Origin of the sequence: Salmonella sp. NW884, assembly GCF_051700745.1 — a bacterium.
Taxonomy (GTDB): domain Bacteria; phylum Pseudomonadota; class Gammaproteobacteria; order Enterobacterales; family Enterobacteriaceae; genus Salmonella; species Salmonella enterica.
This window is the reverse complement of the sequence record NZ_JAMMDE010000002.1, coordinates 516,120-532,081: the sequence shown is the minus strand read 5'-3', so window position 1 is coordinate 532,081 and position 15,962 is coordinate 516,120. Positions and strand designations below refer to the sequence as shown.

Annotated in this window: 15 protein-coding genes; 3 read left to right on the top strand and 12 right to left on the bottom strand. The window is 44.8% G+C overall.

What is annotated here, in order from left to right:
• Window positions 1-141: 141 nt before the first annotated feature.
• The 3 genes from hilD (at window position 142) to iagB (ending at window position 4,329) form a co-directional block, all read left to right on the top strand.
• Window positions 142-1,071, top strand: coding sequence for a transcriptional regulator HilD (hilD, locus tag NA197_RS07040; protein WP_000432695.1), 930 nt, complete (start codon window positions 142-144; stop codon window positions 1,069-1,071).
• Window positions 1,072-2,167: 1,096 nt separating this feature from the next.
• Window positions 2,168-3,829 (top strand): transcriptional regulator HilA, encoded by a 1,662-nt coding sequence (hilA, locus tag NA197_RS07035; protein WP_064000509.1) that lies wholly within the window; start codon window positions 2,168-2,170, stop codon window positions 3,827-3,829.
• Window positions 3,830-3,846: 17 nt separating this feature from the next.
• Window positions 3,847-4,329: an SPI-1 type III secretion system invasion protein IagB gene (gene iagB, locus NA197_RS07030; RefSeq protein ID WP_000558930.1), complete on the top strand. Its 483-nt coding sequence runs from the start codon at window positions 3,847-3,849 to the stop codon at window positions 4,327-4,329.
• A gap of 53 nt (window positions 4,330-4,382) precedes the next feature.
• On the opposite strand, the gene sptP is transcribed toward iagB, so the two are convergent.
• The 12 genes from sptP to spaQ all read right to left on the bottom strand — a co-directional run bounded on the left by sptP (window position 4,383) and on the right by spaQ (window position 15,955).
• Window positions 4,383-6,014, bottom strand: coding sequence for an SPI-1 type III secretion system effector GTPase-activating protein SptP (gene sptP / locus NA197_RS07025; RefSeq protein ID WP_064042855.1), 1,632 nt, complete (start codon window positions 6,012-6,014; stop codon window positions 4,383-4,385).
• A complete protein-coding gene (gene sicP / locus NA197_RS07020; protein WP_001748715.1) occupies window positions 6,001-6,393 on the bottom strand; it encodes a chaperone SicP in 393 nt (130 codons plus the stop codon). The genes sptP and sicP overlap by 14 nt, the downstream gene beginning before the upstream one ends.
• A 26-nt stretch (window positions 6,394-6,419) precedes the next feature.
• The gene (locus NA197_RS07015; protein WP_000692254.1) at window positions 6,420-6,680 is read right to left on the bottom strand and encodes a hypothetical protein; all 261 of its coding nucleotides are present in this window, start codon (window positions 6,678-6,680) and stop codon (window positions 6,420-6,422) included.
• A gap of 43 nt (window positions 6,681-6,723) precedes the next feature.
• Entirely contained in the window at window positions 6,724-6,972 is a 249-nt protein-coding gene (locus NA197_RS07010; protein WP_001055579.1) for an acyl carrier protein, read from the bottom strand.
• A gap of 18 nt (window positions 6,973-6,990) precedes the next feature.
• Window positions 6,991-9,048 (bottom strand): SPI-1 type III secretion system effector SipA, encoded by a 2,058-nt coding sequence (gene sipA, locus NA197_RS07005; protein WP_023234665.1) that lies wholly within the window; start codon window positions 9,046-9,048, stop codon window positions 6,991-6,993.
• A gap of 18 nt (window positions 9,049-9,066) precedes the next feature.
• Window positions 9,067-10,098: an SPI-1 type III secretion system needle tip complex protein SipD gene (sipD, locus tag NA197_RS07000; protein WP_053444855.1), complete on the bottom strand. Its 1,032-nt coding sequence runs from the start codon at window positions 10,096-10,098 to the stop codon at window positions 9,067-9,069.
• A 68-nt stretch (window positions 10,099-10,166) separates the two neighbouring features.
• Window positions 10,167-11,396: an SPI-1 type III secretion system needle tip complex protein SipC gene (gene sipC / locus NA197_RS06995; protein ID WP_064042856.1), complete on the bottom strand. Its 1,230-nt coding sequence runs from the start codon at window positions 11,394-11,396 to the stop codon at window positions 10,167-10,169.
• A 27-nt stretch (window positions 11,397-11,423) separates the two neighbouring features.
• Window positions 11,424-13,205 (bottom strand): SPI-1 type III secretion system needle tip complex protein SipB, encoded by a 1,782-nt coding sequence (gene sipB / locus NA197_RS06990; protein ID WP_000245782.1) that lies wholly within the window; start codon window positions 13,203-13,205, stop codon window positions 11,424-11,426.
• Between the two features lie 2 nt (window positions 13,206-13,207).
• The gene (gene sicA / locus NA197_RS06985; protein WP_000386309.1) at window positions 13,208-13,705 is read right to left on the bottom strand and encodes a SycD/LcrH family type III secretion system chaperone SicA; all 498 of its coding nucleotides are present in this window, start codon (window positions 13,703-13,705) and stop codon (window positions 13,208-13,210) included.
• Between the two features lie 137 nt (window positions 13,706-13,842).
• Window positions 13,843-14,913 carry an SPI-1 type III secretion system export apparatus protein SpaS gene (gene spaS / locus NA197_RS06980; protein WP_000097717.1) on the bottom strand — a complete coding sequence of 357 codons (1,071 nt, stop codon included), beginning with the start codon at window positions 14,911-14,913 and terminating at the stop codon, window positions 13,843-13,845.
• A complete protein-coding gene (spaR, locus tag NA197_RS06975) occupies window positions 14,900-15,691 on the bottom strand; it encodes an SPI-1 type III secretion system export apparatus protein SpaR (protein ID WP_000498965.1) in 792 nt (263 codons plus the stop codon). The genes spaS and spaR overlap by 14 nt, the downstream gene beginning before the upstream one ends.
• 3 nt (window positions 15,692-15,694) lie before the next feature.
• Entirely contained in the window at window positions 15,695-15,955 is a 261-nt protein-coding gene (gene spaQ, locus NA197_RS06970; RefSeq protein WP_000342503.1) for an SPI-1 type III secretion system export apparatus protein SpaQ, read from the bottom strand.
• Window positions 15,956-15,962: the final 7 nt, after the last annotated feature.

The window sequence follows — 15,962 nt, the reverse complement described above, 5'->3', positions numbered from 1 at the left end:
GATAAATTACCCAAATTTGGGTTCTTTTGGTGTAACAATCAGACCATTGCCAACACACGCTAATAAAGAGCATTTACAACTCAGATTTTTTCAGTAGGATACCAGTAAGGAACATTAAAATAACATCAACAAAGGGATAATATGGAAAATGTAACCTTTGTAAGTAATAGTCATCAGCGTCCTGCCGCAGATAACTTACAGAAATTAAAATCACTTTTGACAAATACCCAGCAGCAAATTAAAAGTCAGACTCAGCAGGTTACCATCAAAAATCTTTATGTAAGCAGTTTCACTTTAGTTTGCTTTCGGAGCGGTAAACTGACGATTAGCAATAATCACGATACGATTTACTGTGACGAACCTGGGATGTTGGTGCTCAAAAAAGAGCAGGTAGTTAACGTGACGCTTGAAGAGGTCAATGGCCACATGGATTTCGATATACTCGAGATACCGACGCAACGACTTGGCGCTCTCTATGCACTTATCCCAAACGAGCAGCAAACCAAAATGGCGGTACCCACAGAGAAAGCGCAGAAAATCTTCTATACGCCTGACTTTCCTGCCAGAAGAGAGGTATTTGAACATCTGAAAACGGCGTTCTCCTGTACGAAGGATACAAGCAAAGGTTGCAGTAACTGTAACAACAAAAGTTGTATTGAAAATGAAGAGTTAATTCCTTATTTTCTGCTGTTCCTGCTTACTGCTTTTCTCCGACTCCCGGAGAGTTATGAGATCATCCTTAGCTCGGCTCAGATAACGTTAAAGGAGCGCGTTTACAACATTATATCTTCGTCACCCAGTAGACAGTGGAAGCTTACGGATGTTGCCGATCATATATTTATGAGTACGTCAACGCTCAAACGGAAACTTGCAGAAGAAGGTACCAGCTTTAGCGACATCTACTTATCGGCAAGAATGAATCAGGCAGCAAAACTTTTACGCATAGGCAACCATAATGTTAATGCTGTAGCATTAAAATGTGGTTATGACAGCACGTCCTACTTCATTCAATGTTTCAAAAAATATTTTAAAACTACGCCATCGACATTCATAAAAATGGCGAACCATTAACATTTTTTGTATCTGTCACTCAAGTAAAGATTTTTATTAAAATTGTAATAATTTAAAATTCAGACTGCGCATTAACACGCTCTATCAGGATGGGGGGCTATTCAACATCATTGTTCTGTCCGGAAGACAGCTTATACTGATATCTCTGGTAGTTTAAAGTAAGGCTGATTATATAAACGATTTTTGTGAACTTGTCATCGCTATGATGACTGGTAAACCGATATTGCCTTATTCACAGCGTAAGAATCCGTCCAGATGACACTATCTCCTTCCGGCTTTAACCCTGTGGATTAAGGCCGGCATTTTATTCATATTCATATTTATACATCATCCGTTCCCTCTGAGAACTATTTGCCTGAACGGTCTATACCGAAACAGTCACGCTTGTTAGCTTTCTGCCAGGCATACCTCTTCTCTTCCTCCTGATATCGATATAATGCCTGGGGGCCAGCCTGAGGATGATACTGCTCATAACCCCCCTGCCTTTTTGACGCTATAGCTGAAGGGAGTAAAGAAAAGACGCTATCATTATTTTGCAAAAAAATATAAAAATAAGCGCACCATTAAAAACAGTCTTTCATTTATATTTTGGCACCTAAGACAAATTACACTCTTAAACTTTCAACGAATGGTCATTTAGTGGAAATCTTCGAGAAAAATGGTTCTGATGGTGTAATTATCAGACCATTAACCATGAAGATATAATAAGCAGCATTTACACCCCAAAAAAATGCAGTAAGATAGCTACAAAACTAATCTCTATTGCAATGAGGCCAAGTTAAATATGTAAATATTTAGATGCCCGGCGCTGACTCTCTCTGCACCAGGATATACGGCAGCGTCCATTCGATAATCACAGTTAGTTATAACGATATTATTACCAACATGTCAGTTATTTAAAGCACAGGCATAAGCTAAATAATCAAATGTTAAAAACATATAAACCCGAGCCCGTAGAATATGACATTAAGCTCATAATAAAAGCTCAACCTGACCGTTAGTACTAACAGCAGAATTACTGAAACAGTAGATTCTATCCTAACGACTTGTATTAGCTATTATAACTTTTCACCCTGTAAGAGAATACACTATTATCATGCCACATTTTAATCCTGTTCCTGTATCGAATAAAAAATTCGTCTTTGATGATTTCATACTCAACATGGACGGCTCCCTGCTACGCTCAGAAAAGAAAGTCAATATTCCGCCAAAAGAATATGCCGTTCTGGTCATCCTGCTCGAAGCCGCCGGCGAGATTGTCAGTAAAAACACCTTACTGGACCAGGTATGGGGCGACGCGGAAGTTAACGAAGAATCTCTTACCCGCTGTATTTATGCCTTACGACGTATTCTGTCGGAAGATAAAGAGCATCGTTACATTGAAACACTGTACGGACAGGGCTATCGGTTTAATCGTCCGGTCGTAGTGGTGTCTCCGCCAGCGCCGCAACCTACGACTCATACATTGGCGATACTTCCTTTTCAGATGCAGGATCAGGTTCAATCCGAGAGTCTGCATTACTCTATCGTGAAGGGATTATCGCAGTATGCGCCCTTTGGCCTGAGCGTGCTGCCGGTGACCATTACGAAGAACTGCCGCAGTGTTAAGGATATACTTGAGCTCATGGATCAATTACGCCCCGATTATTATATCTCCGGGCAGATGATACCCGATGGCAATGATAATATTGTACAGATCGAGATAGTTCGGGTTAAAGGTTATCACCTGCTGCACCAGGAAAGCATTAAGTTGATAGAACACCAACCCGCTTCTCTCTTGCAAAACAAAATTGCGAATCTTTTGCTCAGATGTATTCCCGGGCTTCGCTGGGACACAAAGCAGATTAGCGAGCTAAATTCGATTGACAGTACTATGGTTTACTTACGCGGTAAGCATGAGTTAAATCAATATACCCCCTATAGCTTACAGCAAGCGCTTAAATTGCTGACTCAATGCGTTAACATGTCGCCAAACAGCATTGCGCCTTACTGTGCGCTGGCAGAATGCTACCTCAGCATGGCGCAAATGGGGATTTTTGATAAACAAAACGCCATGATCAAAGCTAAAGAACATGCGATTAAGGCGACAGAGCTGGACCACAATAATCCACAAGCTTTAGGATTACTGGGGCTAATTAATACAATTCATTCAGAATACATCGTCGGGAGTTTGCTATTCAAACAAGCTAACTTACTTTCGCCCATCTCTGCAGATATTAAATATTATTATGGCTGGAATCTCTTCATGGCTGGTCAGTTGGAGGAGGCCTTACAAACGATTAACGAGTGTTTAAAATTGGACCCAACGCGTGCAGCCGCAGGGATCACTAAGCTGTGGATTACCTATTATCATACCGGTATTGATGATGCTATACGTTTAGGCGATGAATTACGCTCACAACACCTGCAGGATAATCCAATATTATTAAGTATGCAGGTTATGTTTCTTTCGCTTAAAGGTAAATATGAACTGGCACGAAAATTAACTAAAGAAATATCCACGCAGGAAATTACAGGGCTTATTGCTGTTAATCTTCTTTATGCTGAATACTGTCAGAATAGCGAGCGTGCCTTACCGACGATAAGAGAATTTCTGGAAAGTGAACAGCGTATTGATAATAATCCGGGATTATTACCGTTAGTGCTGGTTGCCCACGGCGAAGCTATTGCCGAGAAAATGTGGAATAAATTTAAAAACGAAGACAATATTTGGTTCAAAAGATGGAAACAGGATCCCCGCTTGATTAAATTACGGTAAAATCTGAGAGAGGAGATATGCATTATTTTTTTATCATCGTAATCTGGTTGCTTAGCATAAATACAGCATGGGCTGATTGCTGGCTTCAGGCTGAAAAAATGTTCAATATTGAATCCGAACTACTTTACGCTATCGCCCAGCAGGAATCGGCGATGAAACCAGGCGCCATTGGTCATAACCGAGATGGTTCAACCGATCTTGGCCTGATGCAAATTAACAGCTTCCATATGAAAAGGCTGAAAAAAATGGGGATTAGTGAAAAACAGTTGTTACAGGACCCCTGCATTTCTGTCATTGTGGGCGCCTCCATTTTATCAGATATGATGAAAATCTACGGTTATAGCTGGGAGGCCGTTGGCGCTTATAATGCCGGGACGTCGCCGAAACGATCGGATATAAGGAAGCGTTATGCTAAAAAAATTTGGGAGAATTACAGAAAATTAAAAGGGATGTCAGCAGAAGAGAAAAACAAAAGACTTTCTATCGCGGTAAACAAATAATGAGACAGGAATAGCTTACTTTCAGATAGTTCTAAAAGTAAGCTATATTTTTATCAGCTTGCCGTCGTCATAAGCAGCTGGGCTTGCATTGCTTTTAGTTGTACAAACTGTGAGGCGTCTTCCAGCATTCTATTGTTCCGTGAATCCCGGAAATCTGCACGTACCTGCTCCAGATTACTATGAGGATTATCCTTAAGTACAAGGGCCGCCGCCATCGTTCCGGTTCTTCCCACTCCGCCCAGACAATGAATCATCGGTAAATGCTTATCTGATGAACTACGCCCCGGCGCGCCATTTTGGTTACTATTTTTCACAATATCCGCCAGGTATTCTAACTGATCCGTAGACGGTAACGGCTGGTGATCTGGCCAATTTTTCACATGCAATACCGGGATTGTATACCGCTTTTCCCCGCAGGACAGTTGCATATTGTATTGGTCTACCGCACCTCCCTGACTGGCTGAACTCACTTTTTGGCTGTTGGTATGCACCTCGCCAAAGGTGTAGCTCCCTCTGAAATAGGGTGGTAATTGTTTTGCCTGCATCTGATCTTCCGACGTTAACACCACCAGGCACGAGCATTCTTTTTCAAGAAGCATTTTCATATGCGCTTCCAGCGCGTCCGGCGTATTTTTTGGGTACGAACCGGCTAATGCCACAGGCTTACCGTCAAAAGTTAACGTATTCACTGGCACAGGCATTCCATCGCTCAGTTTCACCTGGGTTTGCTGATTAATTGGAATGCTGCTGACCGCAAACCGTGCCAGGCCCAGTGTCGGTCCGCTCATCGTCTGTGGCATTGGCGCGCCGGCTTTTATTTTCTCAAATTCAGCTGTAACGTTTTTCAGTTCTTTAGCAATAACGTGAATTTTTTTTACAGCCTGGGTTAATTCATGGGTAGAGGCTTTATCAATCCACCTCTCAACCACTCCCCCACAGGTTCCCCATTGTGAGAACCGGGCTACACCGACCTGAATATTTGTTAACGTTGTAACATAATCATTAAGTTGTTTAGCCTCTGGAATTTTATTTAAATTCTGTAAATTCGTCATTAATGAACGCAGCGGGCCGTTACCTGAAGCCATCTCCTGGAAGTTTTCTCGCAGGCTATTTCCATCCATTTGTTCCAGTTGCGGTAATGTTCTTTTAAGTCCCTTTAGCGCGATATCAAGTAAAGGTTGCTTACTTTCTGCTCCAACATCGTTATTTTTTTCTGCCACTTTTGTATCGCCGCCTTTTATGACTAAAGCGGCATTCCTGACACCAACATTATCCTTGATATTAATAAGGTTTATAAACCCTTCGTCAGCAGCTTTTACACACTCCGTGATCTGCACTGCTAAACGTTGGGTAAGGGGTTTGTTCATATTTATACGGGACATTAACAGTGCGTCATTAACCGCTGTTTCCCCATATTTTTCCGTTAGTGCATGGAGAAATGTCTGTAAAATCTTTTGGTCCTGTACTCTGATATTTTCCGTATGTTTTTGCACCACTTCAGTGTTTTTAAATAACGGCATTTTTCCAAGCCAGGTTAATACTTTTGACGAAAATTTTTCAGGCGCAACATATGCCTTATCAGTATTTTCCTTAGCAATATAAAGTCGGGCATCATTCGACACACCAACTTTTGAAAACGAAGACAACGTTAAATTATTCAATTTTCTCTCCTCATACTTTAGCATATTCCTGCAGTATGTTTTTGAGCGCTTCCTGCTGATTCACAAATGACTCAAGCTGCGATATAATATGGTAAGTATTTGTCAGATCGGTAATTGCATGTATAAACAACAACGTCTCTGCGGCATCAATATACGCTAACGTACCTTCATTATTCGCAGCCAGTTCACCATTAATCACCATAATCTGCCGCCAGATAGAATCGCCACAAAAAGGCGATAACGGTATAATCATACCGTTCAATAACCAGATATCATCTTTAGCTTCAATAGACGTAAAAATATCGCTATCGAGTAATAATAAGCACTGATTGTTGTCGTCAAAAGTGAGCGGTAAACCCAATTTCTCACCAATATTAGCGATAATATCCTGGTGTGCTTGCAATTTACTTTCCTCTTGAATTATATCTTTTATAAGATTGCTTCTTCAAATTTAATTTGGTTACACAATGTCTTGATACTTTTTCGCGCCCATCGCCGGGCGCAATATTTCTCTCCTTTAATCCAGTAGAATAGCCATTCACTACGCATCGGAACACATATCAGCAGCTCCTTCGGATCATTTTCAACATGACGTAACTTGCCTTTAATAACAAAACGCGAACTGTCAGCAATATCATCATATATTGCAGCCATACCTGAACCGGGTACTACATGTGTGATGATTTTCATAACAATTAATCTTATTCAATTGTTGTCAAGCGAGAGAAAAATACTACACCCTGGACTCAAGACTTTTTTTAACAACACGGCATATATCCGCAAAGGTCGTCATATCAGGAAGATCGTTTTCATTGCAACTAATGTCAAACTCCTCACTAAGACCAAATACAATATCAATTAAATCCAATGAGTCAGCGTAAAGATCCTCAACCAGATGGGTCTGACCATTGATACTATCAACATCAACGGCAATACAGGAGGTGATCACTTTTTTGACTCTTGCTTCAATATCCATATTCATCGCATCTTTCCCGGTTAATTAACGCTGCATGTGCAAGCCATCAACGGTAGTAATAACCCGATCCACGCCAGGTTTATTCAGGTATGACTCGTAAGCCGGGCCAGCTCGCCAGCTACCGTCTCCGATAAGGCCGTCCAGCACATTACTTAACACATAGTCAGTTTCCCCTTTTTGCCTGGTCAACCCCGCCTCTCTGGCAAACTGCAATGCAATCTCAGCCAGTTTTTCTTTTTGTGGATGATGAGTAATGACCTCTTTGAGAGTCTCCATTTTCGCTTTCAATTCTGGGTGCTTGTCAATATCGCTACATTGCGCTTTCAACGCTGCACTCTTTATCGTGTCATTGGGTAATATTTCCGCACGCAAGCCGTCAAACGCTCTGCGTACAGGGAACGGTGTGGAGGTATCTGGCTCCAGGGCTTTACGTATCACACCCAAAAACGTCTCACGGGCGTCGAAATGCATTGAATGCATATTCGTAACGCTCGGTACTGTTGAGAGGAAACTATTTTGCTTAAACTTCAAACCAGAAAATGGGCCAGTCTTATCTGTCTGACTATTATCATTATCGGTCGTACCGGCTTTATTACCTGTAATTACCGTCGAGTCTGATTGTAAGGTATCGATTTTAACATTCTCGACGCCAGCCAGTTGACTGGCAAGCGGCTTCACATTCACAATCTCTGCCGTCTGGCTTTGCTGTTTATTATCATCAACGCCGTGCACCGTGGCCTGTACAGGCTTGCCGATAATGTTCTTGCTGGTTACGCCATCAACTTCATCAAAAGAGGGTGTTTCACCCGTAGTGCCCTTTTCTGACGTGACCACCTTTCCATCTTTACTTTCGGATGAAGCGTTGGTCACAGCCTCTGCCGTCGCATGAGCCGTGACGTCAATTTTACCCGCGATGCCATGGTCAATTGCCCCTGTGCTGGCGCTGTGTGCCGTCTCCGTTTGATGCGTAGTCGAATCCACACGCGAATGACTATGACTTACGTTGCTGCTATTAGTCGAATGGTGTGACTCGCCATGGCGTTGGCTGTTATCAATAAATGTTCGGCTATTATCAATCGTCTTCCGGCTATTATCATGGTTGCTATTATCGATATGGCGCTGACTATTATCGACATGGCTTCGGCTATTGTTAATATGCTTACTGTTATCCACGCTACGGTTACTGCTATCAATATTAATATTGATATTAATACCCGTAGGTTCTGCTTTTTTCCCACCATCAGGTACTGGTCCAGCCGCAGGCTCCGGAATTTTAGGGTCAGGCAGTTTATCTGCAGGAATTTGTGCAAAAACATTACGTAGCAGCAGGGGTATCAACGTTTGCATTTCAAGGTGCCGGGCTTCCCGTCCTACGCTGGTACCCTGCTCTTGCGTTAATTTTTGGTGGCACATATCAAGCGCCTCAACCGCCTTCGCCGCCGCTTTGTCAACAAGCTGCGTAAGACTGCTGCGGGTTAACGGATCCAACGTACAGCCAAAGTTATGTTCAATGCAGCTGGCAATATAGGGCATCACCTCCTGCATAACAAGATTCGTCGATAATTTACTTAATTCACCGCCAGTGTTATTTTTGATGATATCTAACAGCTGCTTTTCCAGGTTTTCCAGCTTCGCTTCCGCTTTCTTTGTTTCTGGCATCCATGGTCCAAAAGCTGACTTTTCTTTCAGGCCATCTTTTATGATTTGCGCGGTATACTCTGCCCCCACCTTCATCAATAGCGTCTTCGCCTCAGGAGAATCACTGGTGGCGTTGAGCGCTGAACGAAAGAGCCCGGCAAATTCCATTATCGCTTTCTTACTGGCGACATTATTTGAATTGGTAAAAACTTCTTTTAACGCCTCGGCGTCTTTCCCGCATTTAAACAATGCATCCAGACTCGCCTGTTTGATCAGCGCGGGAAAATCTTCCAGTTGCGGGCCTTTAATTTCCCCTGACAGCGTCGCTGTGGCACTTTCTCTAACTGCGGAAAGATTCGCCGCAAGATTCGTGGCCTGCGTTTTGATCTCGGTCTGCATACCTGGCATTATAACGGGGGGCTGAGTCCTTACACTTGTAACCATTATTAATATCCTCTTCTGTTATCCTTGCAGGAAGCTTTTGGCGGTTTCCAGGCTGCTACTTATCGTACTGCTCAGCACTTTTACCAGGTTGTCGTACAATGAATTGGCATTGCTATATTTTTGCGTCAGCGTCTGTAATGTGGTTTTCAGATTTTCTTCCTGCGCTTTAAAACCCGACTGCCAGGCTTGATATTTGGCGTTATCCATTTCGAGTTTTGAATCTTTTCCCGGCGCGCCTAAACCACCAATATCCTGAACCATTTTTTGTAATGGCGTCAGATCAACGGTGACGACATAACCGGATCCATAAGATTTCAGGCAGCTATTCGGCAAATTCAATTCACTGAGCCACTGTCTCGCTTCCGCTTCAGTAGCTACTTTAACGCCGCTGCCTGACTGCGCTGGGAATAAAACGGTATTACTGTTTATTTGATTATATTTATTGACTAAACTGTTTAAATCATTTTTGAGTGAGGTAACATCTAGCTTAACGGTATTACCGTCCTTACCTGGTAATAACCAGCCTCCCATTTTGGAAAGAATATCACTGAAGGCCTGATAAAAATCGGTATAGACTGCGACAACGTTTTCATAAACGCCCAGATAGCTGTCACCTATCGCCGATATATTTTGGGAAACCATATCCCAAATCTCAGCATCAGAAATGGTTGTTCTCGGCTGCGCCATAGGCGAAGCGCTAAATAAGGCCGACGTCGGCGCAGAAAACGCGCTCCGCAGGTTCTCATTTTGTTCTGCGGATAATGACACGCCGGACTTCGCCAGCGCATTCAGGCTGCTGGTCAACTGTTGGCGCGCCAGCGTGCGCTCGTCATTATTCTCTTCAGAAATCGGCGGCGTTGACTGCAGAGTCTGCTGTGCCTGCTGGATTTTAGTAGCCGCCTGCGATAATGAAATGATATCTGTGCCGCGATGTTCTGTGGTAGACGGTACCACGGCAGTCTCGACGTGCTCGCTCGCCGAGGGAGTCTGCGGCCGTTCGGCAACGATCCCCGGATGAGGAGAAGCGGAATAATTTTGAATATTAAGCATAATATCCCCAGTTCGCCATCAGGAGGGCGATTAAATCCCCCCTGATGGCGTATAGATGACCTGTCAGATTAAGCGCGAATATTGCCTGCGATAGCAGCGAGTGCGGATGCTTTCGACTGGTTAATGCTCTCCATTGTTTTCAGCATTTCCTGAATCAGGCTGGTCGATTTACGTGAACTTTCACGGGCTTCGTCCGATGCGGTGCTGGCAACCCGGTTATTCACCTGACTAATTTGCTGCTCGGAACGTTCCTGAGTAGCGGCGTACTGCCCGGACGCCCCTGCAATACCACCGACCGTAACTGAGTTTTTCATAATCAGATCGCCCGTCATCTGCATCTTGCGCGCATCAATTCGGGTCATATCCATAGTATTCTGCTCAAGACGAATATCGGATTCGACAGACTCAAGACGTTTCGACAGAATAGCCTGATGTTCAGGGGAGATTTGTTTATTGCTGTCTTTAATACCCAGACTTTCCGTGGCGCTGGTTCCGGCATTAGATTTAAGCGTCGCATCATTAAGATTTTTCGTCGCATCGGTACCGGTTTTCTTCATATTTAACGATTTCAGAGAATCGACGCCTTCAGCACCGAGTTTGACGCTATTCTGCCCGTTCAGCACGTTTTTAATACTGTGGCTTTCAGTGGTCAGTTTATCGATCTTCGCGGCATTATGTTTAAGCGCGCCTCTTTCATTCTGCAGCCCCTTATATTCCAGTTTTGCGCCCACGCCAGTGATCCCCAACTGAAGCGCGCTCTGGGAAATACTACCGGACAGCGCATTCATCCCTTCGCGCATCATGGAGCTTGCCGTCGTTTTAGCTGCATCAAAACTGACTAATGACAACTTACCAGACAGTTTGCTATCAGCCTGGTTCAACGTCAGCATTAACGTATTCGCGGCAGCCAACAGCGCAACGGCACTGGAAGACATCCCGCTAATATCAAAAAACTTTCCGACTTCTGCCTGCTGCTCGCGTAACTGGGTTTGCACAACCTCATTCGCTTTAGTCGTGACATTATTTGCCAGGGCATTCAAATCCTGATTCATGTCGGTATTTTGAATACTGGCTTTTAAAAAGGACGTGATCGTTCCGGGGGTTTGCGTTAATACCCCAGGCGCAGGCGCGCTCAGTGTAGGACTCAACCCCAGGTCACTGACTTTACTGCTGCTAATACCAATACTATTCAGAATATCTTTAGCGCTAACGGATTGCGAAGCTGTCTGTGAACTATTCTCAACAGAATGATTATTTAAATAAGCGGCGGGATTTATTCCCACATTATTAATTAACATATTTTTCTCCCATTATTTTGGCAGTTTTTATGCGCGACTCTGGCGCAGAATAAAACGCGAAGCATCCGCATTTTGCTGTACCGCAGAAGACATGGCTTTTTGCAGTTCCGCCGTTACCTTCTGGTTTTCACCAAATATTTCTACGGATTGTTTAAGCCACTGCTGAATCTGATCCATGGCAAAACGGGCGAGCATAAAATCAGCAAGCGCCTCGCTGGCATTTTTAATAAATACGCCCTCGGCAACACCACCGGCTGACTGGGCTGCGGTATTCGTGACTTCCATGCCCAACGCCACTTTATTTAGGGTATTACCTACCAGCTCTTTACTTAAGGCATTCGTTTGCAGGCCCATCTTGCTACCCACATTACCCAGGCCGCTAGTAATACGTTGCATCCCCTGGGTAAAGAGTTTGCTGCCGTTTTGCGCCAACTGTTTCAGCACGTTAGGCACCAACTTCTTAATCGTTTCGCCCATCATTTTGCTCAGCGCGTTACCTAGTTTCGCCGCCGCGCCTTTCCCGACAACTGCGACCACCACAATGACCGCTACCATCGCAATAGCGGCAACAATCGCACCAACAATGCTGCCTGCCATCTCTGCCGTTTTCTTATCGACGCCTAATCCTTCCAGCGCTTTGGTAATCGCCTTGCCAATCAGCTCCATTAACGGCTTCAGCACATGCTCCATAATCGGGTTTAGCGCCTGCTGAATAAACGACACCCCCGTCGCCGCCTTCACAATTTCATCGGCAACCATTACCGCAAGTCCCACCGCAGCCAGCGCCAGACTCGCCCCACCGGTAAAAACAGCGGCCACAACGCTGACAATGGTTAGCAGCGCGCCGAGGACTTTCCCGATACATCCCATAATGCGGTTCGTTTCCTCGGCTTTGCGCGTCTCTTCCTGGAATTCAGCCGATTTCTTTTCCATCTCTGCCTGACGCCCTTCCTGCAAGGCGTTGAAAAGCGCAAGATCGTTTTGCAGGCTTTCTTCCGTATTTTTGCCCACAATCTCAATAAACATGGCCATGAGCATAGTGAGGCGGGCGACATTTGACAGATTATCCTGCTCACCCTGGGAAACCTGATTCTGAGAGGCGGCATTAGCCGTTCCCTGGAATTTGGTCAGAATGTTATCCGCTTTCTCGGCTTTCGCTTTGGCGTCTGTGCCTGCTTTAACCGTCGCATCCGTGGCCTTATCTAATGCCTCTTTCGCCTCTGTCGCTTCTTTTCCGGCCTGTTCTACCGCGGCTTCAGCTTGTGCATAGCCGGGGTCAGCCGGGTCCAGCGATTGCAATTTATTTTGCGCCTGCGTCAGTTTTTTGGCCGCAGCGTCATAAACACTCTTGGCGGTATCCGTCTTTTTGATGCTGGCTTCATAGAGATCCGTCGCCTCCTGAGCCTCTCCCAGAGCCGTCTGGAATTCTTTCGATACCTGAATCCCCATCTCTTTTTGTGACTCAATCATCGCCTGCCATACCGCCAGACGAGACTCCAGTTGAGACAGCGAAACATCGCCCAGTAGTGTCATTAACTTGCCAAGCAGTAATGTCAATTGCCCTTCGCTGGAGAGTTTTTCCCGGGCGGCGTCCGTAGGCGGCTTTAGACCCACCGTATTAATAGCGCTCTCGCCGGACTTTGTTCCGGCTTTAAGGTCGCCCGCTTTCGTTGCCACCACATCTTTAAAAGCTTTATCCGCCGCTTTTAAAAAGTCCGTGTTCTTACGAACGCCTTCAAAAGCCGCCTCAGCGAGGCGCGGATTTTGGGTATATCCGCTACGGCTAATGCTACTTGCGTCATTTACCATAATTATTCCTTTTCTTGTTCACTGTGCTGCTCTGTCTCCGCCGTTTTTAGCGCCTCCAGATAGACCAACGCTTTTGCCCGCAGAGACTCATCTTCAGTACGTTCATTGACAAGTTCAAAACACTGTCTGGCTTTTGCCGCCTTACGCATTAATAATTGACATTGCCCGGTAAAAAAAACGGGGCGATAATCATTTTTAAGTAACGTAAACGCTACTGCATAAAGGTCACATGCTTTCTGAAATTGTTTTTTCAGTTGGCATACCGCCGCCAGTCCCATGGTGTAATCGGGATTGTAAAAATCATAAATGCATAAGAAACGAAAGAATGTCTCAGCTTCATCCAGTCGTCCCTGGTTATAAAACTCATAAGCATGAGCATATAAACCGTCCATCATATCTTGAGGGATCCCGTGAACGTCTTTTAGCGTGGCGCCTTCACTAACGGCATCCCAAATCATTTCCGCAACACGTTCTTCGCTGACATTATTTTGATAATCCATTACTTACTCCTGTTATCTGTCACCGACTTTGTAGAACTTAACGACTGCGTTTATCTGATGCAGTTATTAAACCCCGACGGTGGTTAGTGAACATTCAAAAAACGCCCAATGAATACATCGCTACTGCTTTACGCGGCTCAATGCCGTACCTCGTTTTCTTGTGGCTGAATAACGTCTTTGCCCGCGTTTTCTACCTCTTCCAGCCAAACCAGAAGACGTAAAACTTCATCAATTTCTTCCAGACTCACCAGATCATAACGGCGATGGGTTTTGAAAAGACTGCGCGCCAGTTTGATATCGACGATCACAGGTACGCCAACCTTCTCCGCATAGGCGCGGACGGCCAGCGCGCGCTGATTCGTTTCATACACCGAGATCATCGGAATCGGCATCAATTCGGGTTTAAAATAAATCCCGATCGTAATATGCGTGGGGTTGGCAACAATCAGGCGTGAGTTTTCAATATCGGATTTCACCTGTTCAGACAGAATTTCCATATGAACTTCACGTCTTTTAGATTTAACCTCTGGGTTCCCTTCCTGCTCCTTCATTTCACGCTTCACTTCTTCCTTATCCATTTTCATGTCTTTCATGGTCAGGAAATATTCCGCAATAGCATCCAATAATAAGACAATCAATGCGCAAGCAAGGCAAGTTAATACCAGCGCGAGGAGAAGTTCACGCCAAATGACGGCAATATCCACAATATTGCCATTTAACTGAGAAAAGATTTCAACCTTATATTTCTTCCAGCAAATGATGGCGGCCACCACAAAGGATGAGAGATACAGTAGGGTTTTGACCGTATCTTTAACCGTGCGCATACTAAAAAGTTTTTTCGCCCCTTCTACCGGGTTTAACGCCGATAAATTAGGTTTTAATGCTTCTGTCGCCAGCACAAAACCGGCCTGTAATAACGCCGGTAATGCGGAACACACTAAGCAGAGCAGCATAAATGGAATCAGATATTTTAACCCTATCCCAAAAACGGCCAAACTGTAGTCAGCCATGCTCTGATCAAAATTATCCGCAATAATGATCTTAATTATCCCCATAAACTCATTAAATGAGCCATACGACACCAGATAGGCAATTCCTCCCAGCGTCAGGCAGGCGATAATGAGATCTTTACTTTTAAATGACTGGCCTTTTTTAGCGGAGTCTTCCAGCCGTTTTTTAGTCGGTTTTTCTGTTTTATTCGAGGACATGCGTCGCCCCTCGCTCGTAAAACCAACTGCTTAATCCTGTGGCCTGGAAAGAGAGTCGCAGTACATTGTCCGGTAGTACCGGAGAGAAATAAAGCAGCATAATTAAAACGGCAATGCCGCTTTTTACCGTCAGTGAAATCGCAAAAGCGTTCATTTGCGGAGCAAAGCGCGACAATAAACCCAGGAATACTTCTGACAGCAACAGCACTAATACCACCGGACTGGCCAGAACCAAGGCGTTTTGAGCCACCTGATTAATAAACGTTAATAGCGGCGGTAATGAAGGCGTGCACTCGTTCATCGGATCGCATAGCTGATAGCTTTTATTTAACACGTCAACCATCGTGACCAGACCGCCGTTTTGTAAATAAACGACAGCGGCAAACATATTCAGGAAATTAGCCATTTCCGAGGTATCAATACCGTTTGCCGGATCGATACTGCTACTTAGCGTTGCCCCTCGCTGGTTATCGATAATACAACCCAGCGCATGCATAACCCAAAAAGGCCATGACAGCAGACAGCCCAGCATGACGCCTACCGCCGCTTCTTGCAGAACTAACGGGATCATCGCCACCGATAAAAACGGCGGCGCCTCGTTCAATGCATGCGGCCATACTCCCAATGCCACCAGGATGATAATGGCGTTTCTCGGCGCGCCGCTTAATACCCCGCTATTCAAAAACGGCAGGAAGAAAAAAATCGGCGCCACGCGAGCAAACCCTAGCGCCGCAGACGCAACCAGGTGATGAATTTCAAAGTACAACGCGTAAAACATTTTTTACCCCTTAGCCAACGCCAGGAATATCACCTGACGCCCGTAAGAGAGTAAAACTTCGCCATACCAGCCAGACAGTAAAAACAAGCATAAACACACGCCAAGTAATTTAATGCCAAAAGGCAGCGTCTGTTCCTGTAATTGCGTTACCGTCTGGAATAACCCTACCAGGAGGCCGATAATCGTTGCGACAATCGTCGGCCACCCTGACAGGATCAAAACAAGATAGAGCGCCTTATTACCTGCAAACACTAAATCATCCATTTAACTA

What these genes read in the sequence shown, in the direction of transcription:
- hilD (WP_000432695.1), top strand. Translation starts at nt 142, where the DNA reads ATGGAAAATGTAACCTTTGTAAGTAATAGTCATCAGCGTCCTGCCGCA.
- hilA (WP_064000509.1), top strand. Translation starts at nt 2,168, where the DNA reads ATGCCACATTTTAATCCTGTTCCTGTATCGAATAAAAAATTCGTCTTT.
- iagB (WP_000558930.1), top strand. Translation starts at nt 3,847, where the DNA reads ATGCATTATTTTTTTATCATCGTAATCTGGTTGCTTAGCATAAATACA.
- sptP (WP_064042855.1), bottom strand. Translation starts at nt 6,014, where the DNA reads ATGCTAAAGTATGAGGAGAGAAAATTGAATAATTTAACGTTGTCTTCG.
- NA197_RS07015 (WP_000692254.1), bottom strand. Translation starts at nt 6,680, where the DNA reads ATGAAAATCATCACACATGTAGTACCCGGTTCAGGTATGGCTGCAATA.
- NA197_RS07010 (WP_001055579.1), bottom strand. Translation starts at nt 6,972, where the DNA reads ATGAATATGGATATTGAAGCAAGAGTCAAAAAAGTGATCACCTCCTGT.
- sipA (WP_023234665.1), bottom strand. Translation starts at nt 9,048, where the DNA reads ATGGTTACAAGTGTAAGGACTCAGCCCCCCGTTATAATGCCAGGTATG.
- sipD (WP_053444855.1), bottom strand. Translation starts at nt 10,098, where the DNA reads ATGCTTAATATTCAAAATTATTCCGCTTCTCCTCATCCGGGGATCGTT.
- sipC (WP_064042856.1), bottom strand. Translation starts at nt 11,396, where the DNA reads ATGTTAATTAATAATGTGGGAATAAATCCCGCCGCTTATTTAAATAAT.
- sipB (WP_000245782.1), bottom strand. Translation starts at nt 13,205, where the DNA reads ATGGTAAATGACGCAAGTAGCATTAGCCGTAGCGGATATACCCAAAAT.
- sicA (WP_000386309.1), bottom strand. Translation starts at nt 13,705, where the DNA reads ATGGATTATCAAAATAATGTCAGCGAAGAACGTGTTGCGGAAATGATT.
- spaS (WP_000097717.1), bottom strand. Translation starts at nt 14,913, where the DNA reads ATGTCCTCGAATAAAACAGAAAAACCGACTAAAAAACGGCTGGAAGAC.
- spaR (WP_000498965.1), bottom strand. Translation starts at nt 15,691, where the DNA reads ATGTTTTACGCGTTGTACTTTGAAATTCATCACCTGGTTGCGTCTGCG.
- spaQ (WP_000342503.1), bottom strand. Translation starts at nt 15,955, where the DNA reads ATGGATGATTTAGTGTTTGCAGGTAATAAGGCGCTCTATCTTGTTTTG.